Origin of the sequence: Sphingomonas ginsenosidimutans (genome assembly GCF_002374835.1) — a bacterium.
GTDB classification, from domain to species: Bacteria; Pseudomonadota; Alphaproteobacteria; order Sphingomonadales; family Sphingomonadaceae; genus Sphingomonas; species Sphingomonas ginsenosidimutans.
Genome location: NZ_NWVD01000003.1, coordinates 263,445 through 288,139, shown reverse-complemented (window position 1 = coordinate 288,139; position 24,695 = coordinate 263,445). Strand labels below are relative to the sequence as shown.

Sequence of the window (24,695 nt, the reverse complement as noted above, 5' to 3'; positions counted from 1 at the left end):
GATGCTGATCCTGGGCCTCGAATCCTCCTGCGACGAAACCGCCGCCGCGCTGGTGACCGGCGACCGCCGCGTGCTGGCGCACCGCCTGGCCGGGCAGGAGGCGGCGCATCGCCCCTATGGCGGTGTGGTCCCCGAAATCGCCGCACGCGCGCATGTCGAGGCGCTGGAGCCGCTGATCCACGCCGCCTTCGCCGACGCCGGGGTGACGCTGGCGGATGTCGATGCGGTCGCCGCCACCGCCGGACCGGGGCTGATCGGCGGGGTGATGGTCGGGCTGGTCACCGGCAAGGCGCTGGCGCATGCCGCGGGCAAGCCGCTGGTCGCGGTCAACCATCTGGAGGGCCACGCGCTCAGCCCGCGGCTCGCCGACCCGGATCTCGATTTCCCGTACCTGCTGCTGCTGGTATCGGGCGGGCATTGCCAGCTGCTGCTGGTCGAGGGGGTCGGCACCTATCGCCGGCTGGGCACGACGATCGACGATGCCGCGGGGGAAGCGTTCGACAAGACCGCCAAGATCCTCGGCCTCGGCTTTCCCGGCGGACCCGCGGTGGAACGCGCCGCCGCTGGCGGCAATGCGAACGCCGTCCCGCTGCCACGCCCGCTGAAGGGGTCGGCGGAGCCGCATTTCTCGTTCGCGGGGCTCAAGGCGGCGGTGGCGCGCGCCGCGCCCGACCATGCCGCGGCGGACGTCGCGGCGAGTTTCCAGCAGGCGGTGGTCGATTGCCTGATCGACCGGACGCGGCGAGCGCTGCGCATCGCCGGCGGCGCAACCGCACTGGTCGTCGCGGGCGGGGTCGCCGCCAATGGCGCGGTGCGCGCGGCGCTGAAGTCGCTGGCGGACGAGCACGGGCTGCGCTTCGTCGCGCCGCCGCTGTGGCTGTGCACCGACAATGCCGCGATGATCGCCTGGGCGGGCGCGGAGCGGTTCGCCGCCGGGCTGACCGATCCGCTCGACGTCGCGGCACGCCCACGCTGGCCGCTCGATCCCACCGCGGAGAAGGTGCGCGGAGCGGGGGTGAAGGCGTGAGCGACAGAGCGGAAAAAGGGTGCATCGGCGTCATCGGCGCGGGCGCTTGGGGCACCGCGCTGGCGCAGGTCGCCGCCGCCAACGGGCATCATGTGCGGCTATGGGCGCGCGATCCGGCGCTGGTCGCGGCGATCAACGAACGCCAGGAAAACGCCGCCTATCTGCCGGGCATCGCGCTGTCGCCGCTGATCCGGGCCACCGGCGACCTCACGCATGTGGCCACGGCGGAGGCCAATCTGATCGTCACCCCGGCACAGGCGATGCGCGCAGTGCTCGCCGTCCTGCCGCAGCACGGCCAGCCGCTGATCCTGTGCTGCAAGGGGATCGAGGCGGGGTCCCACCTGCTGATGAGCGAGGTGGCGCAGGCGGTGCACCCCACCTCCCCGGTCATGGTCCTGTCCGGGCCGACCTTCGCCGCGGAGGTGGCGCGCGGCCTTCCCACCGCGGTGACGCTGGCCGCCGCGGACGAGGCGACCGGGCGCGCGCTGACCGCGCGGATCGCGGCACCGCATTTCCGCCCCTATGCCAGCAACGACGTGATCGGCGCGGAGATCGGCGGCGCGGTGAAGAACGTGCTGGCGATTGCCTGCGGGGTGATCGCCGGCGCGGAACTGGGTGAGAATGCACGCGCCGCGCTGATCGCGCGCGGCTTTGCCGAGATGACGCGCTTCGGCCTGGCGAAAGGCGCGCGTGCGGAAACGCTCGCCGGCCTGTCGGGGCTGGGCGATCTGGTGCTGACCTGTTCGTCGACCGCCTCGCGCAATTTCTCGCTCGGCGTCGGGATCGGTCGGGGCGAACAGGCGGCGGCGCTGCTGGCAAACCGCCGCACCGTCGCAGAGGGCGCGCACACCGCCCCTGTGCTGCGCGATGCGGCGCGCGCGATCGACGTGGAGATGCCGATCACCGAGGCGGTGTGCCGATTGCTGGCGGGCGATGCGGTCCGCGATGTGATCGGCGCGCTGCTGGCCAGGCCATTGCGTGGGGAGTAGCACTGATAACCGTCACCCCAGCGAAAGCTGGGGTCTCTCTCGAATACGACGGCTCACCCGCCAAGCGGAAGATCCCAGCTTTCGCTGGGATGGCGGCGGCGCGATCAGGTCAGAAATCGACCGCGATGCCCTTCAGCTCCCAGTCGCCGAACCGCACCGGGTCGCGACCCAACGGGTCGTGGTCGGGCCGCTCGATCGGTTCGGGTTCGGGCACCGGCGTGTTGGGCGTCAGATAGTCGGGCGGGGTGACGTGATCGGGGCGCTTGCCCATGATGCGCTGTCCTTCGGCGGGGCGGCGGCGTTGAACCGTGCGGGAATGCCGCACATATGACGCGGCATGAACGGCTTCAAGACGACCATGCTGCTCGCCGCGCTGACCGCCCTGTTCATGGCGCTGGGCTTCACCCTGGGCGGCTCCGGCGGCGCGATCCTGGCGTTGATCGTGGCGGCGGGAATGAACCTGTTCACCTTCTGGAACGCGGACCGCATCGTCCTGTCGATGCACCGGGCACAGGAAGTGGGCGATGCCGACGCACCCGAACTGGTCGGGCTGGTGCGCGATCTGGCGGCGCGCGCGAACCTGCCGATGCCGCGTGTCTATATCGTCGACGATCCCTCCCCCAATGCCTTCGCGACCGGGCGCGACCCGGCCCATGCCGCGGTCGCGGCGACCACCGGGCTGCTGTCGATGCTGACCCGTGACGAGTTGGCCGGGGTGATGGCGCACGAACTGGGGCATGTCCGCAACCGCGACACGCTGATCATGACGATGGTCGCGACGATCGCGGGCGCGGTGTCGATGCTGGCCAATTTCGGGCTGTTCTTCCGCCACGGCGGCGGGCGCGGGCCGGGCTGGGCGGGATTGCTGGCGGTGCTGGTCGCGCCCTTTGCCGCGATGATCGTGCAGATGGCGATCAGCCGGACGCGCGAATATGCCGCCGACCGCGCGGGCGCGGAGATATCGGGCCAACCGCATGCGCTCGCCCGCGCGCTGGCCAAGCTGCAACGCGGTGCGGAGGCGATTCCCGGTGCCACCGCCACGCGCGTCCCCGCCGCGCAGCAGCTGTATATCGTCCCCGGCCGATCCGCCGACAGCCTGTTCGCGACGCATCCCGACACCGGCAACCGCATTGCCGCGCTGCACGCAATCGCGCAGGAGATGGGAATGATCGCTCCCCCCACCGGCCGCCGCGCCGCTTCCGTCCCCGTCACCCGCCGTCGCGCCAGCGCCCTCGACCCGTTCGCCTGACATGGCGCGCGACATGACCCGCGCGGGCGAGCCGCTGGGCACGGCCGCGCGCCGCGCCGCGCTGCGCCTGCTCGATGCGGTGCTGCGGCGGGGCGAGCCGCTCGAATCGGCGCTGGGGCTGGCGACACGCGCGCTGCACGGCGGCCCCGACCGCGGGCTGGCGCATGCCATCGCCGCCGAAACACTGCGGCGGCTGCCCGATCTGGATGCGCTGATCGATTCGGCGACGCGCAACCGGCTGCCCGACGATGCCAAGGCGCGGTTCGTGCTGCGCATCGCGCTAGCGCAGGTATTGGGACTGGGCACGCCGCCGCACGCCGCGATTTCCACCGTTCTGCCGCTGGTCGACGGCGGCCCGCGCAAGCTGGTGCATGGTGTGTTCGGCACGCTGATGCGCGGCGGCGCGACATTGCCGGAGGTGCCGACGCTGCCCGCCGCGGTCGCAGATCGCTGGCGCGTGACATGGGGTGATGAGGTCGCCGTCGCGGCCGCGCGTGCAATCACCGCACCGCCGCCGATCGACCTGTCGCTCGCCGACCCCGCCTGGGAGGGGATCGACGCGCCGTCGCTGGCGCCCGCGCACCGCCGCGTGCACGCGGGCAGCACGATCGGCGACCTGCCCGGCTATGACGACGGCGCCTGGTGGGTGCAGGATATCGCCGCGTCGATCCCGGCGCGGCTGATCGGCCGCGGCGCGGGCACGGCGCTCGACCTGTGCGCCGCGCCGGGCGGCAAGACGCTGCAACTGGCCGCCGCTGGCTGGCGCGTGACCGCCGTGGAGGCATCGGAAAGTCGCGCCGCGCGACTTGAGGAAAACCGCGCGCGCACGCGCCTGTCCTTCGACATTGCGATCGCCGACGTGCTCGACTGGCAGCCCCCCGCCCCGGCCGCGGCGGTGCTGGTCGATGCGCCATGCAGCGCGACCGGCATCTTCCGCCGGCACCCCGACGTCCTCTACCGCGCGCATGACGCGATGATCGCGGAAATGGCCGACGTTCAGGCCCGCATCCTCGATCGCGCCGCCGACTGGGTCGCGCCGGGTGGCGTGCTCGTCTACGCCACCTGCTCGCTGGAACGGACCGAGGGTGAGGATCAGGCGACGCGCTTCGCGGCCACGCATCCCGGCTTCTCCCCGCTGCCGGCCACCGCGGACGAACTGCCCGCCGGCATCCCCGCCACGCCCGAAGGCTGGGTACGGACGCTGCCGGGGATGTTGGAGGAAGCGGGCGGATGCGACGGCTTCTTCATCGCGCGGTGGCGTCGTGCTTTGACGTGACGCGCGGGCGCGCTATCGGGGCCGGATGACCAAGCCCGTCCGCATCGCCCCGTCGATCCTGTCCGCCGATTTCGCCCGCCTGGGCGAGGAAGTTCGCGCGATCGACGCGGCGGGGGCGGACTGGATCCATATCGACGTGATGGACGGGCATTTCGTCCCCAACATCACGATCGGCCCGGCGGTGGTGAAGGCGCTGCGCCCGCACACCGCCAAGCCGTTCGACGTCCACCTGATGATCTCGCCGGTCGACGCCTATCTGGACGCCTTTGCCGAGGCAGGAGCCGACACGATTACCGTCCACACGGAGGCGGGGCCGCACATCCACCGCTCGCTCCAGCACATCAAGGGGCTGGGCAAGCGCGCCGGCGTGGTGCTGAACCCCGGCACCCCGGCCAAGATGCTCGATTACCTGATCGACATGGTCGACCTGGTGCTGGTGATGAGCGTCAATCCCGGCTTCGGCGGACAGCATTTCATCGACAGCCAGCTCAAGAAGATCGCCGCGATCCGCAAGATGATCGATCAGTCGGGCCGCGATATCGATCTGGAGGTCGACGGCGGGATCGACGCCGCGACCTGCCGCCGCGCGATCGAGGCCGGGGCGGACGCGCTGGTCGCCGGGACCGCCACCTTCCGCGGCGGGCCGGAACGCTATGCCGACAATATCCGGATGCTGCGCGGCGGATGACCGACGACGCACCGGACGGGATCGAACAGGGCAAACGGCTCATCAAGGTGGAGCCGAATGCCGCGCTGTCGCTGTCGCACCGGCTGGCGCACTATCTGGAACGGCTGACGTGGCGAACCCCGCTCCACGACCGGCGGCTGGACGGGCGCCACCCGGTCAGGCTGGTGGCCGTGCCGGTCGATCCGCTGCCGGGCGATGAGGACGCGGGCCACGCGCTGCTCGACGGGTGGATGGTCGCGGGCGGGGAACGCCGTCCGCTCGCCGATCTGGATATCGCGCGGCTGACCGGCGGGGCGGCGTTCGTGGCGCATGTCCACGGCTTCGAATGGCTGCGCGATCTCGACGCGGTCGGCGACCGTGCGCGCACCGTTCCCGCGGCCGAGGCGCTGGCCGCGCGCTGGCTGGCGGCGCATGGCGATCACGTGTCCGACGTGGCGTGGCGCCCCGACGTGGTCGCGCGGCGGCTGATCCAATGGTCGTTCCACGCGCCGTTGCTGCTGTCGTCGACCGACCTTGTCTTCCGCTCACGCATCCTGAACGGCATCGCGCGCGCCGCCCGCCACCTCGATCGCACCGCGGACAAGGCCCCCGCGGGCGCCGAGCGGATCATCGCCTGGGCCGGGGTGGTCGTCGCCGGGCTGCTGATCCCCGGCGGGGAAACGCGGCTGGCGATCGGCGAGGTCGGGCTGGCACGCGCGCTGGACGCGTCGATCACCGACGACGGCGGCATCGTCAGCCGCTCGCCGACCGCGCTGCTCGACGCGATGGCCACGATCGGGTTGCTGCGCGCCGCCTATGACGCGCGGCGCCAGTCGCTGCCGCTGGTCGTGCAGCAGATATTGTCGCGGATGACGCCCGCGCTGCTGGGCGTCGCGATGGGCGACGGCGGATTGTCGAGCTGGCAGGGCGGGTTGCCGGTCGATGCGCTGCGCCTCAACGACGTGCTGATGGCCAGCGGTGCGCACGGCCGCCCGCTGCGCCAGTCGCGCGACTGGGGCTATCAACGTCTGGCCGCGGGCGGATGCGTGCTGGTGATGGACGCCGCACCCCCGCCTGCCACGCCCGTCGCGGGCTGCGGTTCGGCATCGACACTGGCGTTCGAGCTGTCGGACGGGGCGGAGCGGCTGGTCGTCGGCTGCGGCGGCGCGGTGCTGGCCGCCGCGCGCTATTCGCCCGACGTCGCGCTGGGGCTGCGCTCCACCGCCGCGCATTCCACGCTGGTATTGGCCGATTCGCATTCGACCGCGCTCCACCCCGACGGCACGCTGGGCCGGGGGGTGGCGGAGGTGGAGCTGGCACGCCAGGAATCGGAGGCGGGCAGCCGGATCGAGGCGCGCCACGACGGCTATGTCCGCCGCCACGGCCTGTACCACCGTCGCCAGCTGCTACTGACCGGCGACGGGCGCGAGCTGCGCGGCGAGGATTCGCTGCTGCCCGCGCCGCGCACCGGCCCGGCGTGGCCGCGCCGATCGCCGCGCGGGCCGACGCCCTTCTCGCTGCGCTTCCACTTGGGCCCCGGGGTCGAGGCAGTCGCCACCGCCGACGGGCAGGCGGCGATGCTGCGCACCCCGGCGGGCGCGTTCTGGCAGCTGCGCGCACGCGGCGAGCGGCTGGTGGTGGAAGACAGCATCTGGACCGACCCCGCCGGCCGGCTGGTCCCCACGCGCCAGGTGGTGATCGAGGGGCAGGCGCAGGCCGGCGGCGCGCATGTCAGCTGGGTGATGAAGCGAGCGCGTTGAGCGGCGCACGGCCGCTAATGGCTTGAGCGATCCGGCCCCAGCGCCTATCCGCGCGCGGATGACGACCACCCTCCCCATCCGTCGCGCGCTCCTGTCAGTATCCGACAAGACCGGCATCGTCGAACTCGCCACCGCGCTGGCAGCCAATGGCGTCGACCTGATCTCCACCGGCGGCACCGCGAAGGCGCTACGCGACGCCGGCCTGCCGGTGCGCGACATTTCCGACGTGACCGGCTTCCCGGAGATGATGGACGGGCGGGTCAAGACGCTCCACCCCAAGGTGCATGGCGGGCTGCTGGCGGTGCGTGACGATGCCGCACATGCCGCGTCGATGGAGGAACACGGGATCGGCGCGATCGACCTGGTCGTCGTCAACCTCTATCCCTTCCAGCAGACGGTGGCAAAGGGCGCCGGGCGTGACGAGGTGGTCGAGAATATCGACATCGGCGGCCCGTCGATGGTGCGCTCCGCGGCGAAGAACCACGCCTATGTCGCGATCGTCACCGATCCGGCCGACTATCCGCTGGTCATCTCGGGCGAAACGACGCTGGCCGACCGCAAGCGGCTGGCGGCCAAGGCGTTCGCGCTGACGGCCGAATATGACGCCGCGATCGCCAGCTGGTTCGCGTTCGCCGACCAGGGGCTGACCTTCCCGGATACGCTGCCGTTCGTGCTCAAGCGCGCCGGGCCTGAGCTTCGCTATGGCGAGAACCCGCACCAGCACGCCGCCTTCTACGCCGCCGCGGGCACGCAGGCGCGCGGGATCGGCCAGGCGCGGCAGGTGCAGGGCAAGGCGCTGAGCTACAACAATTACAACGATGCCGATGCCGCGCTGGAACTGGTCAGCGAATTTCGCGACGGCGATCCCGCCTGCGTGATCGTCAAGCATGCCAATCCGTGCGGCGTCGCCACCGGCGCGACGCTGACCGAGGCGTATCGGGCCGCGTTCGCGTGCGACACGGTCAGCGCGTTCGGCGGGATCATCGCGGTCAACCGCCCGCTCGACCGCGCCACTGCGGAGGCGATCACCGGCATCTTCACCGAAGTGGTGGTGGCGCCCGACGCCGATGAGGAAGCGATCGCGCTGTTCGCGGCGAAGAAGAACTTGCGCCTGCTGCTGACCGGCGACCTGCCCGATCCGGCGCGCGCCGGGCTGACCGCGAAGACGATCGCCGGCGGCTGGCTGGTCCAGTCGCGCGATGCCGGGCGGATCGGGCGGTCCGACCTGAAGGTGGTGACGCAGCGCCAGCCGACCGACCAGGAACTGGCCGACTGCCTGTTCGCCTGGACGGTGGCCAAGCACGTCAAGTCGAACGCGATCGTCTATGCCAGGGACGGCGCGACCGCGGGCGTCGGCGCGGGACAGATGAACCGCCTGGAATCGGCGCGGATCGCGGCGTGGAAGGCGAAGGATGCCGCCGACAAGGCGGGGTGGGACGCGCCCCGCACGATCGGCTCGGCGGTGGCCAGCGACGCCTTCTTCCCCTTCGCCGACGGTCTGCTGGCGGCGGTGGAAGCCGGGGCGACCGCGGTGATCCAGCCGGGCGGGTCGATCCGCGACGCCGACGTGATCGCGGCGGCGGACAAGGCGGGGCTGGCGATGATCTTCACCGGCATGCGCCACTTCCGCCATTGATCCGCCGCCCGCGCCCCCGCGACGGTCTGACGCGGGGGAGACCGGTTCAGCGGATGAACCCGCCCTCGTTCGGCAAGGTCGCTTCCTCCGCGCTCGGCATCTTGCTGAACAGCGCGCGGTCCTCCGGACCGAAGGCGTAGCGCCAGATCACGAACAGATACGCGGCCAGCGTCGCGGCCACCCCGATCGACACCTGCGCCCAGCGCCAACCCGGCGGCAGCAGCGCGAACGCCCCGCCCACCAGCGCCCCCGCGCACGCCGCCCAGACCAGCGGCCAGCGCATCGGCGAGACGCTGCTGCCCAGCAGCCGGCCGAGCATCCATGCCTTGATGAACGAGGTGAGCAGCAGCACCAGCATCAGCGCGACCGGCGCACCCGCGGCCTGCACCGTCACGCCATAGCCCGCCGCACGCAGCGCCAGGATCAGCGCGAACGACAGCGCGATCTGCAACGCCAGCATCGACATCGACACCAGCAGATTGCGGTGCCGCGCCATATAGACCAGCGCCGATTCGGATACCGCGCCGGTCGAGGCGAAGACTTCCGCGAACAGCAGGAACACCATCGCCGCCGCGCCGCTGACGAACTGCGGGCCGATCGTCGCCATCACCCCCTCGCGCGGGATCGAGGCGGTGATCGCCAGCGCCAGTTGCGCGGCGATGATCCAGAACGCCACCTGCCGCACCTGCCGCGCGATCGCCGCCAGATCGCCGCGCGCCAGGCTCTGCGTCACGACCGGGCCCAGGATCGGGTCGAAGCTGGTCTTCAGCTTCTGCGGCAGGCTGGCGACCTGTTGCGCCATGTAATAGATGCCGACCACGCTGGGCGGGAACAGCGTGCCCAGGATCAGCCGGTCGACGTTGCGGCTGCCCCATTCCAGCGCGTCGGCGCCCGCCAGCGGGGTGTTCGCGCGCGTCATCTGCCACAATTGCCCGACATGCGGCGACCAGCCGTGCGGCACGCCATAGCTGCGGATCAGCGGCACGATACTGGCTGTCAGCGCGGCAACCATGCTGGCAACGTACGCCAGCACCAGCCCGTCCTTATGCGTGAAGAACGAGAAGACGAACGCGAAGATCGACAGCGTCCACGGCTCGATCACCGCGCGCGCGGTGACGCTGGCCTTCACATCGTGGCGATAGGCGAGCGCGGCGAGGCTGACGTCGGACAGCGCCGGGGCCAGGATGATGAGCGGGAAGAACCGGTCCAGCCCGCCGATCGCCGAATTGGGGTACATCGCCTCGGGAAAGGCGAACAGCGCCAGGCTGGCGAGCAGGCTGGCAATCGTGGCGAGCGCAAGCGCGTCGAAGACGACGTGATTGTGCGGGCGCTGCGTGGAGGACAGCGCCTGCGCCAGCCCGCGCTTCAGCCCGAGCGTGGCGAGCAGCGCCGCAAATTCGACCACGACGACCGCGATCGCGAACCGCCCGACCAGTTCCGCGCCATACATATGGCCCGCGATGAACAGGAACGGGATGCGAGCGCCCAGCCGCAGGACGAAACCGGCCACGTTGGTGCGGCCGCCCTTGGCGAGCGCGGCGATATCCTCGCTCTGGTCGGTGGCGGTCATGCCGAGCAGCGCCCCACCACCGTTCGCTTCGAGCAGGGTTCGAGCACCGTCGAGAACCCGTCCGTCGAGAAGGTGCGGCGCCGGGCCACCTCTCGACACGCCGTCTCGGCTTCGCTCCACGGCTGCTCGAGGCGAACGGCCTTGTGGGTGGGGCGCGGCGCGGCAAAGCCGCCCTTCGACTGCCTGCAAGGCAGGCGGTCAGGACAGGTCCGGACGGGCAGTGCCCGCCGGCCGCGCTTGCTTGAGTCAGCGGGCTGCAGCCCGCTGCCAAGCTGCGCGGTCAATGCGCCTCTCCCCAGCTCTTCCCGACGCCGATCTCCACGCCCAGCGGCACGTCCAGCACCACCGCCGGTTCGGCGGCTCCCGCCATCACCCGCGCGATCACCGCGCGCGCCGCATCCACGTCGCGCTCGGGCAATTCGAACACCAGTTCGTCATGGACCTGGAGCAGCATCCGCACGTCGGTCAGCCCGGCCTCGGCGAGCGCGGGTTCCATGCGCAGCATCGCGCGCTTGATGATATCGGCGCTAGTGCCCTGGATCGGCGCGTTGATCGCGGCGCGCTCGGCGCCCTGGCGTTCGTGCTGCACCTTGCTCCGGATGCGCGGGAAATGCGTCTTCCGTCCGAACAGCGTGGTGGTGTAGCCGCGCTCGCGCACCTGGGTCAGCGTTTCGGCGATGTAGCGGTTGATGCCGGGGAAGCGATCGAAATAGCGGTCGATCATCGACTGCGCCTCGTCCGCCGAGATATCCAGCCGCCCCGCCAGCCCCCAGCGGCTGATGCCGTAGAGGATCGCGAAGTTGATCGTCTTGGCGCTGGCGCGGGTGTCGCGCGTCACCTCACCGAACAATTCCTGCGCCGTCAGGCTGTGGATGTCGTCGCCCCGCGCGAACGCTTCCTTCAGCTGCGGCACGTCGGCCATGTGCGCGGCCAGCCGCAGCTCGATCTGCGAATAGTCGGCCGCCAGGATGACGTTGCCCGGTTCGGCGACGAAGGCATCGCGGATCTGCCGCCCCACCTCGGTACGGATCGGGATGTTCTGAAGATTGGGGTCGGTCGACGACAGTCGCCCGGTCTGCGCGCCGGTCAGCGAATAGCTGGTGTGGACGCGCCCGGTGGCGGGGTTGATCTGTTCCTGCAACGCATCGGTATAGGTGTTCTTCAGCTTGGTCAGCTGGCGCCATTCCAGCACCTTGGTCGCAATCGCGGCGCCCGGAGAGTCCTTGTCGACCGACAGCCGCTCCAGCTCGGTCACGTCGGTGGAATAGACCCCGCTCTTGCCCTTGCGTCCGCCCTTCAGCCCCATCCGCTCGAACAGGACGTCGCCCAGTTGCTTGGGGCTGCCGATCGTGAACGGCCCGCCGGCAAGGTCGTGGACGACCGTCTCCAGCGTCGCGATCTGCGCGGAAAAGTCGCCGGACAGCTGTGCCAGCCGCTCGCGGTCGACCTTCACCCCGCGCTGCTCCATCCGCGCGACCACCGCGACCAGCGGGCGGTCGACCATCTGGTAGACGCGCGTCGCGCTTTCCACCGGCAGGCGCGGCCCGAACCGCCGCCACAGCCGCAGCGTGACGTCGGCATCCTCCGCGGCGTAGCGGGTCGCGGCCTTCAGGTCGACTTCGTGGAAACCCAGTGCCTTCTTGCCGGTGCCGACGACATCCTTGTACGCGATGCAGCTGTGCGACAGATGCGTCGCGGCGAGTTCGTCCATGCCATGGCCGTGCAGCCCGGCGTCGAGCGCGAAGCTCATCACGATCGTGTCGTCATAAGGCGCCAGCACGACGCCCCCGCTCGCGGCATAGGCGCGCGCCAGCACGATCATATCGTATTTGAGGTTGTGCCCGATCTTGAGGACGCTGGCGTCCTCCAGCAGCGGCTTCAGCTTCGCCAGCGCGACCGCGGCGTCGAGCTGCACCGGCTTTTCGGCGAACATGTCGGTGCCGCCATGCGCCAGCGGCACGTAACAGGCCAGATTGGGGTGGAGCGCGAGCGAGATGCCGACCAGCTCGGCGGCCATCGGATCCTTGCCGGTCGTCTCGGTATCGATCGCCACCCAGCCCTGGTGCCGCGCGACCGCGATCCAGCGGTCCAGCGCGCCTTCGTCCACCACGGTTTCGTAGCCGTCGTGGTTGCACGGCGGGTCCTGCTCAGGCGGCACGCCGGCCGGCTCGGCGACCGGCGCGTCGGCGACCTGGCCCAACCGCGACAGCAGGGTGCGGAACCCGTGATGCTCCAGGAAGGCGCGCAGCGGCGCATCGGGAATCCCCTGCAGCGCCAGTTCGTCGAGTGGCTGCGGCAGCGGCGCGTCGCATTTCAGCGTCACCAGCACCTTCGACAGCCGGGCATTGTCGGCATGGTCGATCAGATTGTCGCGCAGCTTGCCCTTCTTCATGTCCGGCGCGGCGGCGAGCACCGCTTCCAGATCGCCATGCTCGGCGATCAGCTTCGCGGCGGTCTTGGGGCCGACACCCGGGACACCGGGGACGTTGTCGACGCTGTCCCCCATCAGCGCCAGCACGTCGCCCAGCTTCTCCGGGCCAACGCCGAACTTCTCGACCACGTAATCGGGGCCGAGCGTGCGGTTGTTCATCGTGTCGAGCATGTCGACCGAGGGATCGGTCATCAGCTGCATCAGATCCTTGTCGGAGCTGACGATCGTCACCTGCCACCCTTCCGCCAGCGCGGCCTGGGTGTAGCAGGCGATGATGTCGTCCGCCTCGAGCCCCTCGGTCTCGATGCACGGCAGCGAGAAGGCGCGGGTGGCATCGCGGATCATCGGGAATTGCGGGACCAGATCCTCCGGCGGGGGCGGGCGATGCGCCTTGTACTGGTCGTACAAATCGTTGCGGAACGTCTTGCTGGACTTGTCGAGCACCACCGCCATGTGCGTCGGGCCATCCGCCTTGTGGAGCTGGTCGGCCAGTTTCCACAGCATCGCGGTATAGCCATAGACCGCGCCGACCGGCTCGCCATGCTTGTTGGTGAGGGGGGGCAGACGGTGATAGGCACGGAAGATGTAGCCCGATCCGTCGACGAGGTAGAGGTGCGGCATGGCCCTGCCCTAAAGCGATTCGCGCGCGGGCGAAACCGCCAAGCTATTCGACGCTTTCGTCCACCTCCGCCGCCCCGCGCCGCGGCTGCGCGCCGGTCAGCGCGGCGCACACGTCCTGGATCAGTTTCTGCCGGTCGCGCATCGGCGCGGTCGTGTCGCCGATCATCACCGCGATGGCATAGCGCCGGCCATCGGGCGCGGTCAGCAGCCCGACGTCGTTGAACCCGGCGTTGCGACGGCCCAGTTCCTGCCCCGTCCCGGTCTTGTGCGCCAGCTGCCACCCGGCGGGCGTCGCCGCGCGCAGCCGGGCATGTCCGGTGCGCGAGGCGGCCATCGTGTCGAGCAGGATGCGCGTCGAGGTTTCGGTCAGCAACTCGCCGCGCGCCAGCCGCGCCAGCGCGGCGGTGATGCCGTTGGGCGACGCCCCGTCGGGCGGATTGTCGATATAGCGCTGCATCGCCGCCTGCCGCACCGCCGGCGCCAGCCGGGCGCGCGCCGCCTCGAACCCGCGGCCCAGCGCCATCGACTGTTTCCACGTCAGCCCGGCGGTGCCGCTTTGCAGCAGGCGTTCACCGGGTCCGAAGCGGATGCCGGTCAGTTCCTTCGACGCCAGGAAACGCCGCACCGCCGCCGGGCCGCCGACATAGGTCAGCAGCCGGTCGTTGGCGGTATTGTCGCTCTGCGTCAGGGCGCGCGTCAGCAGCCCGGACAACGTGGTGCGATACCCCTCACCCTTCACCAGCGCGGCGATCGGCTGGTGGAACAGGGTCAGGTCGTCGCGCGTGACCAGCACCTGCTCGTCCAGCTTCAGCCGCCCGGCGTCGCGCTGCGCCAGCACCGTCATCGCGACCCACAATTTGCTGACACTCTGCTGCGGCAGCGACAGGTCGCCGCCCTGCCCCACCACCCAGCCTTCGTCGACCGAGCGGATCGCCGCCCCCGCCTTTCCGGGGAAGGCGCGGATCAGCTCGCTGACGCGCCCCTGCAACGCGCGCGGCGGCAGCGACGGGCGGGTCTGCACCGGCGGCGGGGGTAGCGGGATCGACACCAGCGGCGCGGGCGGGGCGGCGGGGATCAGCGCGGATCCCGCCCCGGCGCCGCATCCGGCGATCAGCAGCGACCAGCCGATCATGATCGCGCGGCGTCCCAAAGTCCTGCTGTCCATGTCGTGTACGCCCACCCCTGCCGAACCGGAGCCTTCGGCGGGGGGGACGGGCGTGGCAATCCCGGCGGACGTGCCGGTGCGACGACCGCCCCCGGACGTGCGACGAGTCGCGACCGGTCGGCCGCCGACGATCAAGCCGTTGATTCCGATGCCGATCGCGCCGCGCGCATCACGGCACCAGCACCGTATCGACCGGCGGATCGACCAGCTGCGGATAGTCGAGCGTATAGTGCAGCCCGCGGCTTTCCTTGCGGTGCAGCGCCGAGCGGACGATGAGGTCGGCGGTCTGGAGCAGATTGCGCAGCTCGATCAGGTCCGGCGTCACGCGGAAATGGCCGTAATAATCCTCGATCTCCGACCGGAGCAGGTCGATGCGGTGCTTCGCCCGCTCCAGCCGCTTGGTCGTCCGCACGATGCCGACGTAATTCCACATGAAGCGGCGGATTTCGGTCCAGTTCTGCTTGATGACTACTTCCTCGTCGGAATCGGTCACGCGGCTTTCGTCCCATGGGCGGATCGACGGGACGGCGGGCAGCGCGTCCCAATTGGCGGCGATGTGGCGCGCCGCCGCCTCGCCGAACACGAAACATTCCAGCAGCGAATTGCTGGCGAGGCGATTGGCGCCGTGCAGCCCGCTTTCGGTGCATTCCCCGGCCGCGTACAGCCCCGGCAGGTCGGTGCGCCCGTCCTGATCCACCATGATCCCGCCGCAGGTATAATGCTGCGCCGGCACCACCGGGATCGGCGCGACCGTCATGTCGATGCCCAGCCCCAGCAATTTGTCGTAGATGTTCGGGAAATGCCCGCGGATGAAGTCGGCGGGCATGTGGCTGATGTCGAGATGGACGTAATCGAGGCCGTAGCGCTTGATCTCCGCGTCGATCGCGCGCGCCACCACGTCGCGCGGCGCCAGTTCCAGCCGCTCGTCGTAGTAAGGCATGAAGCGCCTGCCGGTGACCGGGTTGATCAGCCGCCCGCCCTCGCCGCGCACCGCCTCGGTGATCAGGAAGTTCTTGACCTCCAGGTGATAGAGGCAGGTCGGGTGGAACTGCATGAATTCCATGTTGGCCACCCGGGCTCCCGCCCTCCAGGCCATCGCGATCCCGTCCCCGGTCGCGCCGCGCGGCGCGGTGGAGAACAGATAGGTGCGCCCCGCGCCGCCGGTCGCCAGCACCGTCGCGCGCGCGGTGTGCAGCGCGACCCGCCCGCTCTGCCGGTCGATCGCATAGACGCCCCACACGTTGCCCGCACCCGAATAGCGTTGCTCGTGCCGGCTGGTCGCCAGGTCGATCGCGACCTGATCGGGCACCAGCGTGATGTTCGGATGCGCCTCCGCCGCGCGTTGCAACGCCTCCTGCACCGCCCAGCCGGTGGCGTCGGCGACATGGACGATGCGACGGTGCGAATGGCCGCCCTCGCGCGTCAGGTGCAGCGCGCCGCCTTCCTCGGCGAAGGGGACGCCCAGTTCCTGCAGCCGGTGGATCGCGGCGGGCGCGCGCTCCACCACCATCTCCACCACGTCGCGGTCGTTGAGGCCGGCGCCCGCGACCATCGTATCCTCGACATGGTTGTCGAACGTGTCGCCCGGTTCCAGCACCGCGGCGATCCCGCCCTGCGCCCAAGCGGTCGACCCTTCGTTGAGCGCGCCCTTGGCCAGCACGGTGACCCTGAACCGGTCCGCCAGGTTGAGCGCGGCGGTCAGCCCGGCAGCCCCCGATCCGACGATCAGGACATCGCCGGCGCTCATCGTGCGCCGCCGCGAATGTTGCGAATGTTGAGACGGAAGCGGGGTGTCGCAGCGGGGATCAGGCGGGGCATGACGATCATGTGGCATAGATCGGGGGGTGTGGGACAGGGGGTGTAGCGGTGTTGCTGATATCGTTGGCGGTAGCGCGGCCCTGGGTTCCGGCGTGCGCCGGAACCCAGGGTTGGGATCGCAACCGTCGTCACCGCGCGCGGCCCCGGGGTCACGGCAGGCCGGGGACCGCCCCCCTACCCCGCGTTGGCGGCGCGGGTGAGACTGAGGAACACGTCCTCCAGATCGGCTTCCTTGGTGGAGACGTCGACGATCCCGAAACCTTCGGCCTGCACCGCGCCCAGCACCTCGCCGGCGTTCACCCGGTCCTTGGAATAGGTGATCTCCAGCGTGCGCGTGCCCTTCAGCACGATCTTCTCGAAACAGGTCGAGCGCGGCAGCGCGGCGACGTCGCGGTCGACGGTGACCGCGACGATCTTCTCCTGCGCCTTGCCAAGCAGCTCGGCGGTCGGTTCGTTGGCGATGACGCGGCCGTGGTTGATGATCGCGATGCGATCGCACAGCTCCTCCGCCTCCTCCAGATAGTGGGTGGTCAGCACCACCGTCACGCCCGCGTCGTTGAGGCTGCGCACATAGCTCCACAATTGCTGACGCAGCTCGATGTCGACGCCCGCGGTGGGCTCGTCCAGCACCAGCACGGGCGGCGAATGGACCATCGCCTTGGCCACCATCAGCCGCCGCTTCATGCCGCCCGACAGCGTGCGGGCATAGGCCTTCGCCTTGTCCTCCAGATGGACCGCGCGCAGCAGCTCCATCGAGCGGCGATCCTTCTTCGGCACGCCGTACAGGCCGGCCTGGATCTCCAGCGTCTCCACCGGGGTGAAGAACGGGTCGAACAATATCTCTTGGTTGACGATGCCGATCGACGCCTTCGCATTGCGGGGATGCGCGTCGATGTCGAAGCCCCAGATCTCGGCGCTGCCGCTGGTCTTGTTGACCAACCCGGCCAGGATGTTGATGAGCGTCGACTTGCCCGCGCCATTGGGGCCGAGCAATCCGAAGATGCTGCCGCGCGGCACGTCGAAACTGACCCCGTCGAGCGCGCGCTTGCCGCCCTGATAGGTCTTGCACAGGTCGCGGATGGCGATAGCGGCGTCGGTCATGCGCGGGGATTACGCGCGCGGGCGAGCGATTCCAATCCTTGCGGCGAAAGGAATTGTCGCATCGCGCGCGGCTTGCTAACGGATCGGCCATGTTGCCGCCGCCCGAAATCGTCCGCGTTTCCCAGACCCGCATCGCCTGCGACGGGGCGAGCGACATTCCCGGCGGCGCGGCGCTGGGCCATCCGCGCGTGTGGCTGCAGATCGACGAGCATGGCTATGTCGATTGCGGCTATTGCGACCGGCGCTTCGTGCTGATCGGCGGCCCCGCCGACGGGGCCGACCACAGCCGCCTGCCCGACATTTCCGAAGGCGCGAGCCCGCAGTAGTATCAGGCAGCGTGCGCGCCTATCTTGGCGCGATGACCGACCCCCGCTCCTTCCTGTACCGCGACACGCTCGATCCCGACACCGCGCTGCGCGTCACCGCCGACGTCCTGGCGAAGGCCGACGATGGCGAGCTGTTCCTGCAATATCGCCGCGCGGAGGCGTTCGGATTCGACGACGGGCGGCTGAAGACCGCGACCTACGACACCAATGCCGGTTTCGGCCTGCGCGCGGTATCGGGCGAGATGACCGCCTTCGCGCACGCCAACGAACTGTCGGAGGCGGCGATCCGCCGCGCGGGCGAGACGATGGCGCTGATCGACCCGTCGATTGCCGCCCGCGCCGCGCCGCCCGCGCGCACCAACCATCGCCTGTACACCGACGCCGATCCGCTCGACCTGATCCCCTTCGCCGACAAGGTGAACTTGTGCCAGACGATCGACGCCGCCGCCCGCGCGCGCGATCCGCGCGTGGCGCAGGTGTCGGTCTCGCTGTCGGGGACGTGGAGCGTTGTGGAGGTGGTGCGCCCCGACGGGTTCGTCGCCACCGACGTACGCCCGCTGGTGCGGCTGAACGTGTCGATCGTCGCGGAGACGAACGGGCGGCGCGAGACGGGGACCTTCGGGATCGGCGGGCGCTATCTGTACGACCAGCTGTTCGATCCGGCGACGTGGAATCGCGCGATCGACGAGGCGCTGGCGCAGGCGCTGGTGAACCTGGAATCGGTCGCGGCACCAGCGGGCGAGATGACGGTGCTGCTCGGGCCGGGCTGGCCCGGCGTGCTGCTGCACGAGGCGATCGGCCACGGGCTGGAGGGTGATTTCAACCGCAAGGGCACGTCGGCCTTCTCCGGCCGGATCGGCGAGCAGGTGGCGGCGCGCGGCGTGACCGTGGTCGACGACGGCGCGATCGCCGACCGCCGCGGCAGCCTGACCATCGATGACGAGGGCACGCCGACGCGCGAGACAATCCTGATCGAGGACGGCTTCCTCAAGGGCTATATGCAGGACCGGCTCAACGCGCGGCTGATGGGGGTCGAGCCGACCGGCAACGGCCGCCGCGAAAGCTATGCGCACGCGCCGATGCCGCGGATGACCAACACCTTCATGAAGGGCGGGCAGGACGATCCGGCCGAACTGCTGTCGCGCGTGAATAAGGGCATCTTCGCCAAGTCGTTCGGCGGCGGGCAGGTCGACATCGTGTCGGGGAAGTTCGTCTTCTCCTGCACCGAGGCCTATCTGATCGAGGACGGGAAGCTGGGCGCGCCGATCAAGGGCGCGACGCTGATCGGCGACGGGCCGAGCGTGCTGACGCGCGTGCAGGGCATCGGCAACGACATGGCGCTGGACGAGGGGATCGGCGTGTGCGGCAAGGGCGGGCAGAGCGTGCCCGCCGGCGTCGGGCAGCCGACGCTCTTGGTCGGTGGGCTGACGGTGGGCGGGACCGCGGCGGCCTAGGCGGTCAGAACCCGTTGACCAGGAAGTCGAGCGCGCCCTTGATCGCCCCTTCCTGATCCGCCAGCGACCCTGCGAGGGACGTAAGGATACGGTTGTCAACCGTGGTCGCGAAATGCGTGGCCAGAACCCATGGCTGCCCCTCCATGCTGACCTGTGGGTTGAGCCGCGGGATCGGCGGCGTGGCGTCGTCCAGGGGCAGCAGCGGAATGACGAAGCGCGTCGCATGCACCGAGGCGAGCGGCGACTGGACATCCACCACGAGCGTCGCGTCGGACAGCCGATAGACGTCGAACTGCGCCCTCACCTCGCCTTGTGCTTTTCCAGCGGGTGACCGTTCTGTTCGTACCAGCGGCTCCACGCGTCGATCGCCGGTCGGTTCTGTTCCTGCCAGCGACGCTCCTGCTCGGCCTTGGTCGCACGGCGGATCGCGTCCTCGCTGATCTGCGACAGGTTCAGCCCCGTCTCGCGCGCCGCGGCCACGATGCCGGTGTCGAGCGACAGGTTGACCGATTGGCGTTTCGGCTTGCCCGTCTGGAGGTTTTCATGTCTCATACACTCACGCTATGCGCATCCTCCATGCGCGTCAACGGAGCGCACGATGGCCGAGTTCTTCCCCGCTTTGACCGACGATCACCGCGCGTTCGTTGCGAAGCAGCCGGTGTTTTTCGTGGCCACCGCCGCGGCGGATGCGCGGATCAACCTCAGCCCCAAGGGGATGGACAGTTTCCGGGTATTGGACGATCGCACCGTCGCCTATCTCGACGTCGCGGGTTCGGGGAACGAGACCAATGCGCATCTGATCGCCGACGGTCGGATCACGATCATGTTCTGCGCCTTCGACAATCCCGCGCTGATCTTCCGCATCTACGGCCGCGGACGCCCGGTGCTGCCGCAGGACGACGATTGGGCGGAACTGGCGCGGCACTTCACCTTGCTGCCCGGCACGCGGCAGATCTTCGTGATCGCGGTGGAGCAGGTGCAAACCTCGTGCGGCTGGGGCGTGCCGTACATGGCGTTCGAGCGCGAGCGCCCGACGCTGAGCAAATATCACACCGCCAACGGCGATGCGACGCGCTTCGCCAAATATGCCGTGCGGACGACGAGCATCGACGGCCTGCCGGTGCGCAACCCGACGCAGCCGCCCGCATGACGGCGCCCGCCTGATGGCACTGGTGGAGCTGGGGCGGTACGACCGCAATCTGGCGAACATCCTGGTGTCGCGGCTGGAGGCGGACGGTATCCCCGCGCTGGCGTTCGACGGCGGCGCGTCGATCGCCGATGGCAGCTGGCTGCTGATCCCGGTGCGGGTGATGGTGGACGAGGACGATCTGGCCGCGGCGCAGGCGGTGGCCGGACCTGCCTAAAAAACGGGCAGCTCCGCCGCGCTGCACAATTTTTACGTTCCGTTAAGACCCGTCGGCCCGCGCGGCAGCCCGCCGCACGCCGTGGCGGCGGTTGGCACGCGGTTTGCGATGCGCTGTTCCGGGTTATTCGGAAGGGGGCGCGATGAAGCTGGTCATAGCCATCATCAAACCGTTCAAGCTGGACGAGGTGCGCGAGGCGCTCACCACGATCGGCGTGGCCGGGATGACGGTATCCGAGGTCAAGGGGTTCGGCCGGCAGAAGGGCCAGACCGAAATCTACCGCGGTGCCGAATACAGCACCAACATGGTGCCCAAGATCAAGATCGAGGTCGTCTGCGCGTCCGACATCGCCGATCGCGTCGTGGAAGCGGTGCAGGCATCGGCCAACACCGGCGCGATCGGCGACGGCAAGATCTTCGTCCTGGACGTCGGGCAGGCGGTGCGCATCCGCACCGGCGAAACCGACGACACCGCACTCTGAGGGGGGTGACAATGACGCTATCGAAGAAGACGATCGGCGGGGGCGCGATGCTGGCGCTCGGCGCGCTGGCCGCCAGCCCGGCGTTCGCGCAGGCCGCCGCCGCCGCGCCGACGGTCAACAAGGGCGACACGGCGTGGATGATGACCTCCACCGTGCTGGTGCTGATGATGATCGTGCCGGGGCTGGCGCTGTTCTACGGCGGCCTCACCCGCGCGAAGAACATGCTGTCGACGATGACGCAGATCGGTGCGGTCGCGTGCCTCGCGATGCTGATCTGGGTGATTTACGGCTATACCATGGCCTTCGGCGACGGTGGCAACGACTTCATCTCCGGCTTCGGCAAGGCGTTCCTGAAGGGGATCACCCCGGATTCGGTCGCCGCCACCTTCACCGCCGGGGTCGCGATCCCCGAATATGTCTTCGTCTGCTTCCAGATGACCTTCGCCGCGATCACCGTCGCGCTGGTGCTGGGGTCGGTCGTCGAGCGGATGAAGTTTTCCGCGGTGATGGTGTTCGGCGCCATCTGGCTGACGATCGTCTATTTCCCGATCGCGCACATGGTGTGGGCATCGGGCGGGCTGTTCTTCAAGATGGGTGCGCTGGACTTCGCGGGCGGCACCGTCGTGCACATCAACGCCGGCGTGTCGGCGCTGGTCGCGTCGCTGATCCTGGGCAAGCGCATCGGTTACCCGACCGAGCGGATCGTGCCGCACTCGCTGACGATGACCGGCGTGGGCACCGGCCTGCTGTGGGTCGGCTGGTTCGGGTTCAACGCCGGTTCGGCGCTGGAGGCCAACGGCTCGGCCGCGCTGGCGATGATCAACACCTTCGTCGCGACCGCGGCGGGCGGCCTGTTCTGGATGCTGGCGGAGCGGCTGAACGGCCACAAGGGTTCGGCGCTGGGCTTCTGCTCGGGGATCGTCGCGGGGCTGGTCGCGGTCACCCCGGCGGCGGGCAATTCCGGCCCGTTCGGCGCGATCGTGCTGGGCGCGGTCGCTTCGGTGATCTGCTTCTACGCCGTGTCGATGCTCAAGCCGAAGCTGGGCTATGACGACGCGCTCGACGCGTTCGGCGTCCATGGCATCGGCGGCATGATCGGCGCGATCGGCACCGCGATCGTCTACGCCCCGTCGCTTGGCGGGCCGGGCAAGCCGGACTTCGCGATCGGATCGCAGCTGACCACGCAGGTCATCGCGGTGGTCACCACCATCGTGTGGGCGACGATCGGCACCGTGATCGCCACCTATGCCGCCAAGGCGCTGACCGGGCTGCGCGTCAGTGCGGAGGTCGAGCGCGAAGGCCTCGACCTCGGCGAGCATGGCGAGCGCGCCTACAACAGTTGACGAAATTGCGGCGGCGGGACGGCCCGCCGCCGCTCACCAGGTTCCTCCTGCGGACACACCTCGACCCGGTACGGCAACGTACCGGGTCATTTTTCGCGGTGGCGGTATGCGGTCGCGACGCGCGCTAGCGCGGCAGGCGGATCTCGAACACGGTGGGCCAGCGTTTGCCGGTGACGAACAGCCGGCGCTTCGCCGCGTCCCAGGCGATGCCGTTGGCAACCGCCTCTGGATCGGTCGCGCCGACCTCCGCGACGATTGCTCGCAGGTCGATGACCCCGGTGACACGCCCCGATGCGGGGTCGATGCGGACGATGAACGGTTGATGCCAGACATTGGCAAGGATCGCACCGTCGACCACCTCCAGCTCGTTGAGCTGGGTCAGCGGCCGCCCCGCGAAAGACACCGTCAGCGTGCGGCGAACCGCCAGCGTCGCGGGATCGTGGAAGGTCAGCGTCGCGCTGCCGTCCGACCGGACCAAGCCGGTCGCGTCGCTCGCCAGTCCCCAGCCCTCGCCCGAATAGCGCAGCGTGCCCAGCCGCTTGAGGCTGGTCGCGGACCAGCGGTGGGCGATGCCGTCATGCCAGGTCAGGCTGACCAACTGTCCCTTCCACGCCGCCAGCCCTTCGCCGAACTGCGCCGCGGGGATCGTCGCCCGCGCAGTGACCTTGCCGGTGGCCAGGTCAACGCGGCGCACGTCCGACTGCCCCTCCAACCCGACGCTTTCGACCAGCTGCCCGCCGTTCCAGATCAGCCCCTCGGTGAAGGCGGCGGAATCGTGCGGATAGCGCGCGACGACCGTGGGGACGATCAGCGCCGGGCGCGGCGCGGCGGCGGCGACGGGGGTCGCCGCCTGCGGTACGGCGGAGGCAGGCGCGACCAGCGCCACGAGCGGGAGGAGGAACCAGCGCGTCATCGCGACCGGCTTACCGCGGATCGCGGGGCGCGTCATCGGCTTTAGCCTGGGGGCGTGGGAGGGGGCGGAAGAAGGTGGTTCACGCGGAGGCGCGAAGCGCTGGTGGCGGTCGGGACCGCCGATGCGAGCGCCGCCGCAACGTTGATCCAGCGCCCCGCCGCGGGCAGTGACGGGAGCGACCGGCAAGATGCCCGGCGCCAGGCACCCGTCCTCGACGACATGATGGTGACAACGACACGCCGGTGGCAGCACGCCATTCCGTGCGTCTCCGCGGCTCTGCGCGAGATCGATGCCCCGCCGCCGCGTGGCGCGGGAATCAGCGTCGAGTCCCGTAGCCGCCGCTGCCGGTCGACGGACGGATCGTCGGCGTAGGGATGAATCGCGGTCGCCGAGGTGCGAGCTGTGCGGTCCCGCGACCCGGCCGGCGCGCGCGAACGCGGCAGTATGGACGCCGGAACCCATCCGGCATGACGGGAGGGTCATCGCGCCGGTCATGGCATCGTCGGCAGATGACGGTGCGCATGGAGACAAACGCCGCAGGCAAGAACGACAACGGCCCGCCCGGCGGGTGCCGGACGGGCCGTCGTTCGATCAACGTCGGTCAGGAAGCGATCAGCTGCCCGTTTCGAGGTTCACCGCCGCATATTTGCCGCGACGATCGACTTCGATCTCGAAGCTGAGGCGGTCGCCCTCGTTCAGGGTCGGCATCCCCGCACGCTCGACGGCGGAGATGTGGACGAACGCATCAGGCTGCCCGTCGTCGCGCTGGATAAAGCCGAAGCCCTTCATCGCATTGAAGAACTTGACCGTGCCGGTCGCCTTCTCACCGGTCAGCTGACGCTGTGGGGCACCACCGGCACCGCCGGCGCGCGGACCACGATCGCCGCCGCCGAAGCCGCCGTCGCGGGGCGCGCGTTCCTGCACCGCCATCGGCTCGCCGTCGATCTTGAGATCAGTGGCCGAGATGCGGCCGCCGCGATCGACCAAGGTGAAGCCGAGCGGCTGCCCCTCGGCCAGGCCGGTCAGGCCGGCCTGCTCCACGGCGGAGATGTGGACGAACACGTCCTCACCACCGTCGTCGCGGACAATGAAGCCGAAGCCCTTCTGGCCGTTGAAGAACTTGACCACGCCGGTGCCTTCGCCGACGACCTGCGGGGGCATCCCGCGGCCACCGCCGCCGAAACCGCCGCCGCTGCCGCCACCACCGAAGCCGCGACCACCGCCGCCGCCACCGCCACCGCCGAAGCCGCCGCCACCGAAACCACCGCCGCCGCCGCCGAAGCTGCGACCACCACCGCCGCCGCCGAAGCCGCCGCGGTCCTCATAACCGAAACCGCCGCCGCCGAAGCCACCGCCGCCGCCGAAATCGTCACTGCCGCCGCCGAAACCATCGCGCTTGTCGCGCCCACGCCCGCCGCGATTGCCGCGGCCGCCCTTGTCGTAACCCATAACCCTGTTCGTCTTCCCGGTCCGCCCGAACGATTGCATCGAGGCCACGCGCAGG

Annotated in this window: 24 protein-coding genes; 13 read left to right on the top strand and 11 right to left on the bottom strand. The window is 70.0% G+C overall.

The genetic code is table 11. The features are described 5' to 3' along the window. Window position 1 precedes the first annotated feature (1 nt). Window positions 2-1,027, top strand: a complete 1,026-nt coding sequence (gene tsaD / locus COA17_RS09750) for a tRNA (adenosine(37)-N6)-threonylcarbamoyltransferase complex transferase subunit TsaD (protein WP_096612029.1) — start codon at window positions 2-4, stop codon at window positions 1,025-1,027. Beyond that, a complete protein-coding gene (locus tag COA17_RS09745) occupies window positions 1,024-2,016 on the top strand; it encodes an NAD(P)H-dependent glycerol-3-phosphate dehydrogenase (RefSeq protein WP_245857617.1) in 993 nt (330 codons plus the stop codon). Before tsaD ends, COA17_RS09745 begins: the two co-directional genes overlap by 4 nt. Window positions 2,017-2,125: 109 nt before the next feature. Here the strand turns inward: COA17_RS09745 and COA17_RS09740 are convergent, their stop codons facing one another. After that, window positions 2,126-2,287 carry a DUF1674 domain-containing protein gene (locus COA17_RS09740; RefSeq protein WP_096612027.1) on the bottom strand — a complete coding sequence of 54 codons (162 nt, stop codon included), beginning with the start codon at window positions 2,285-2,287 and terminating at the stop codon, window positions 2,126-2,128. 66 nt (window positions 2,288-2,353) lie between these two features. Here COA17_RS09740 and COA17_RS09735 point away from each other — a divergent pair, with 66 nt between their 5' ends. The 5 genes from COA17_RS09735 to purH are packed head-to-tail and all read left to right on the top strand — an operon-like array spanning window position 2,354 to window position 8,604. After that, window positions 2,354-3,265: a M48 family metalloprotease gene (locus tag COA17_RS09735; RefSeq protein WP_096612025.1), complete on the top strand. Its 912-nt coding sequence runs from the start codon at window positions 2,354-2,356 to the stop codon at window positions 3,263-3,265. Between the two features lies 1 nt (window position 3,266). Then, complete coding sequence (locus COA17_RS09730; RefSeq protein WP_096612023.1) at window positions 3,267-4,541, top strand: RsmB/NOP family class I SAM-dependent RNA methyltransferase; 1,275 nt, start codon at window positions 3,267-3,269, stop codon at window positions 4,539-4,541. 25 nt (window positions 4,542-4,566) lie between these two features. After that, window positions 4,567-5,229 (top strand): ribulose-phosphate 3-epimerase, encoded by a 663-nt coding sequence (rpe, locus tag COA17_RS09725; protein WP_066484818.1) that lies wholly within the window; start codon window positions 4,567-4,569, stop codon window positions 5,227-5,229. Then, on the top strand, window positions 5,226-6,968 hold the full coding sequence (locus COA17_RS09720; RefSeq protein ID WP_096612021.1) for a heparinase II/III family protein: 1,743 nt from the start codon (window positions 5,226-5,228) through the stop codon (window positions 6,966-6,968). The genes rpe and COA17_RS09720 overlap by 4 nt, the downstream gene beginning before the upstream one ends. 58 nt (window positions 6,969-7,026) lie before the next feature. Beyond that, window positions 7,027-8,604, top strand: a complete 1,578-nt coding sequence (purH, locus tag COA17_RS09715) for a bifunctional phosphoribosylaminoimidazolecarboxamide formyltransferase/IMP cyclohydrolase (RefSeq protein WP_066484823.1) — start codon at window positions 7,027-7,029, stop codon at window positions 8,602-8,604. A gap of 46 nt (window positions 8,605-8,650) precedes the next feature. Here purH and COA17_RS09710 read toward each other — a convergent pair whose 3' ends face one another. From COA17_RS09710 to COA17_RS09690, 6 genes are all read right to left on the bottom strand, one after another. Next, a complete protein-coding gene (locus tag COA17_RS09710; RefSeq protein ID WP_096612019.1) occupies window positions 8,651-10,174 on the bottom strand; it encodes a lipopolysaccharide biosynthesis protein in 1,524 nt (507 codons plus the stop codon). Beyond that, entirely contained in the window at window positions 10,171-10,458 is a 288-nt protein-coding gene (locus COA17_RS18780; protein ID WP_141397068.1) for a hypothetical protein, read from the bottom strand. Before COA17_RS18780 ends, COA17_RS09710 begins: the two co-directional genes overlap by 4 nt. Further along, entirely contained in the window at window positions 10,455-13,226 is a 2,772-nt protein-coding gene (gene polA / locus COA17_RS09705; protein ID WP_096612017.1) for a DNA polymerase I, read from the bottom strand. Before polA ends, COA17_RS18780 begins: the two co-directional genes overlap by 4 nt. 43 nt (window positions 13,227-13,269) lie before the next feature. Next, a complete protein-coding gene (locus tag COA17_RS09700) occupies window positions 13,270-14,391 on the bottom strand; it encodes a serine hydrolase (protein ID WP_245857612.1) in 1,122 nt (373 codons plus the stop codon). Between the two features lie 169 nt (window positions 14,392-14,560). Beyond that, window positions 14,561-16,138, bottom strand: coding sequence for an L-aspartate oxidase (gene nadB / locus COA17_RS09695; protein WP_096612013.1), 1,578 nt, complete (start codon window positions 16,136-16,138; stop codon window positions 14,561-14,563). A 245-nt stretch (window positions 16,139-16,383) separates the two neighbouring features. Next, window positions 16,384-17,310 (bottom strand): ABC transporter ATP-binding protein, encoded by a 927-nt coding sequence (locus COA17_RS09690; protein WP_066491922.1) that lies wholly within the window; start codon window positions 17,308-17,310, stop codon window positions 16,384-16,386. Between the two features lie 89 nt (window positions 17,311-17,399). On the opposite strand from COA17_RS09690, the gene COA17_RS09685 reads away from it, so the two are divergent. Both COA17_RS09685 and tldD read left to right on the top strand, forming a co-directional pair. After that, a complete protein-coding gene (locus COA17_RS09685) occupies window positions 17,400-17,636 on the top strand; it encodes a zinc-finger domain-containing protein (RefSeq protein ID WP_066491923.1) in 237 nt (78 codons plus the stop codon). Between the two features lie 32 nt (window positions 17,637-17,668). Next, complete coding sequence (tldD, locus tag COA17_RS09680; RefSeq protein WP_070321761.1) at window positions 17,669-19,090, top strand: metalloprotease TldD; 1,422 nt, start codon at window positions 17,669-17,671, stop codon at window positions 19,088-19,090. Window positions 19,091-19,094: 4 nt separating this feature from the next. Here tldD and COA17_RS09675 read toward each other — a convergent pair whose 3' ends face one another. Together COA17_RS09675 and COA17_RS09670 are read right to left on the bottom strand one after the other, a co-directional pair. After that, entirely contained in the window at window positions 19,095-19,394 is a 300-nt protein-coding gene (locus tag COA17_RS09675) for a CcdB family protein (RefSeq protein ID WP_066485796.1), read from the bottom strand. Beyond that, the gene (locus tag COA17_RS09670) at window positions 19,391-19,642 is read right to left on the bottom strand and encodes a type II toxin-antitoxin system CcdA family antitoxin (protein ID WP_066485797.1); all 252 of its coding nucleotides are present in this window, start codon (window positions 19,640-19,642) and stop codon (window positions 19,391-19,393) included. Before COA17_RS09670 ends, COA17_RS09675 begins: the two co-directional genes overlap by 4 nt. A 46-nt stretch (window positions 19,643-19,688) precedes the next feature. Here COA17_RS09670 and COA17_RS09665 point away from each other — a divergent pair, with 46 nt between their 5' ends. The 4 genes from COA17_RS09665 to COA17_RS09650 all read left to right on the top strand — a co-directional run bounded on the left by COA17_RS09665 (window position 19,689) and on the right by COA17_RS09650 (window position 22,278). Beyond that, window positions 19,689-20,240, top strand: coding sequence for a pyridoxamine 5'-phosphate oxidase family protein (locus COA17_RS09665; RefSeq protein WP_096612011.1), 552 nt, complete (start codon window positions 19,689-19,691; stop codon window positions 20,238-20,240). A gap of 13 nt (window positions 20,241-20,253) precedes the next feature. Then, window positions 20,254-20,454 carry a putative signal transducing protein gene (locus tag COA17_RS09660; protein ID WP_066485800.1) on the top strand — a complete coding sequence of 67 codons (201 nt, stop codon included), beginning with the start codon at window positions 20,254-20,256 and terminating at the stop codon, window positions 20,452-20,454. A gap of 142 nt (window positions 20,455-20,596) precedes the next feature. After that, complete coding sequence (locus COA17_RS09655) at window positions 20,597-20,935, top strand: P-II family nitrogen regulator (RefSeq protein WP_066485802.1); 339 nt, start codon at window positions 20,597-20,599, stop codon at window positions 20,933-20,935. A gap of 11 nt (window positions 20,936-20,946) precedes the next feature. Next, window positions 20,947-22,278, top strand: a complete 1,332-nt coding sequence (locus COA17_RS09650) for an ammonium transporter (RefSeq protein WP_096612009.1) — start codon at window positions 20,947-20,949, stop codon at window positions 22,276-22,278. 124 nt (window positions 22,279-22,402) lie between these two features. On the opposite strand, the gene COA17_RS09645 is transcribed toward COA17_RS09650, so the two are convergent. Further along, on the bottom strand, window positions 22,403-23,227 hold the full coding sequence (locus tag COA17_RS09645) for a glutaminyl-peptide cyclotransferase (RefSeq protein ID WP_245857609.1): 825 nt from the start codon (window positions 23,225-23,227) through the stop codon (window positions 22,403-22,405). Between the two features lie 576 nt (window positions 23,228-23,803). Then, entirely contained in the window at window positions 23,804-24,640 is an 837-nt protein-coding gene (locus COA17_RS20065) for a cold-shock protein (protein ID WP_096612005.1), read from the bottom strand. Between the last annotated feature and the right edge of the window lie 55 nt (window positions 24,641-24,695).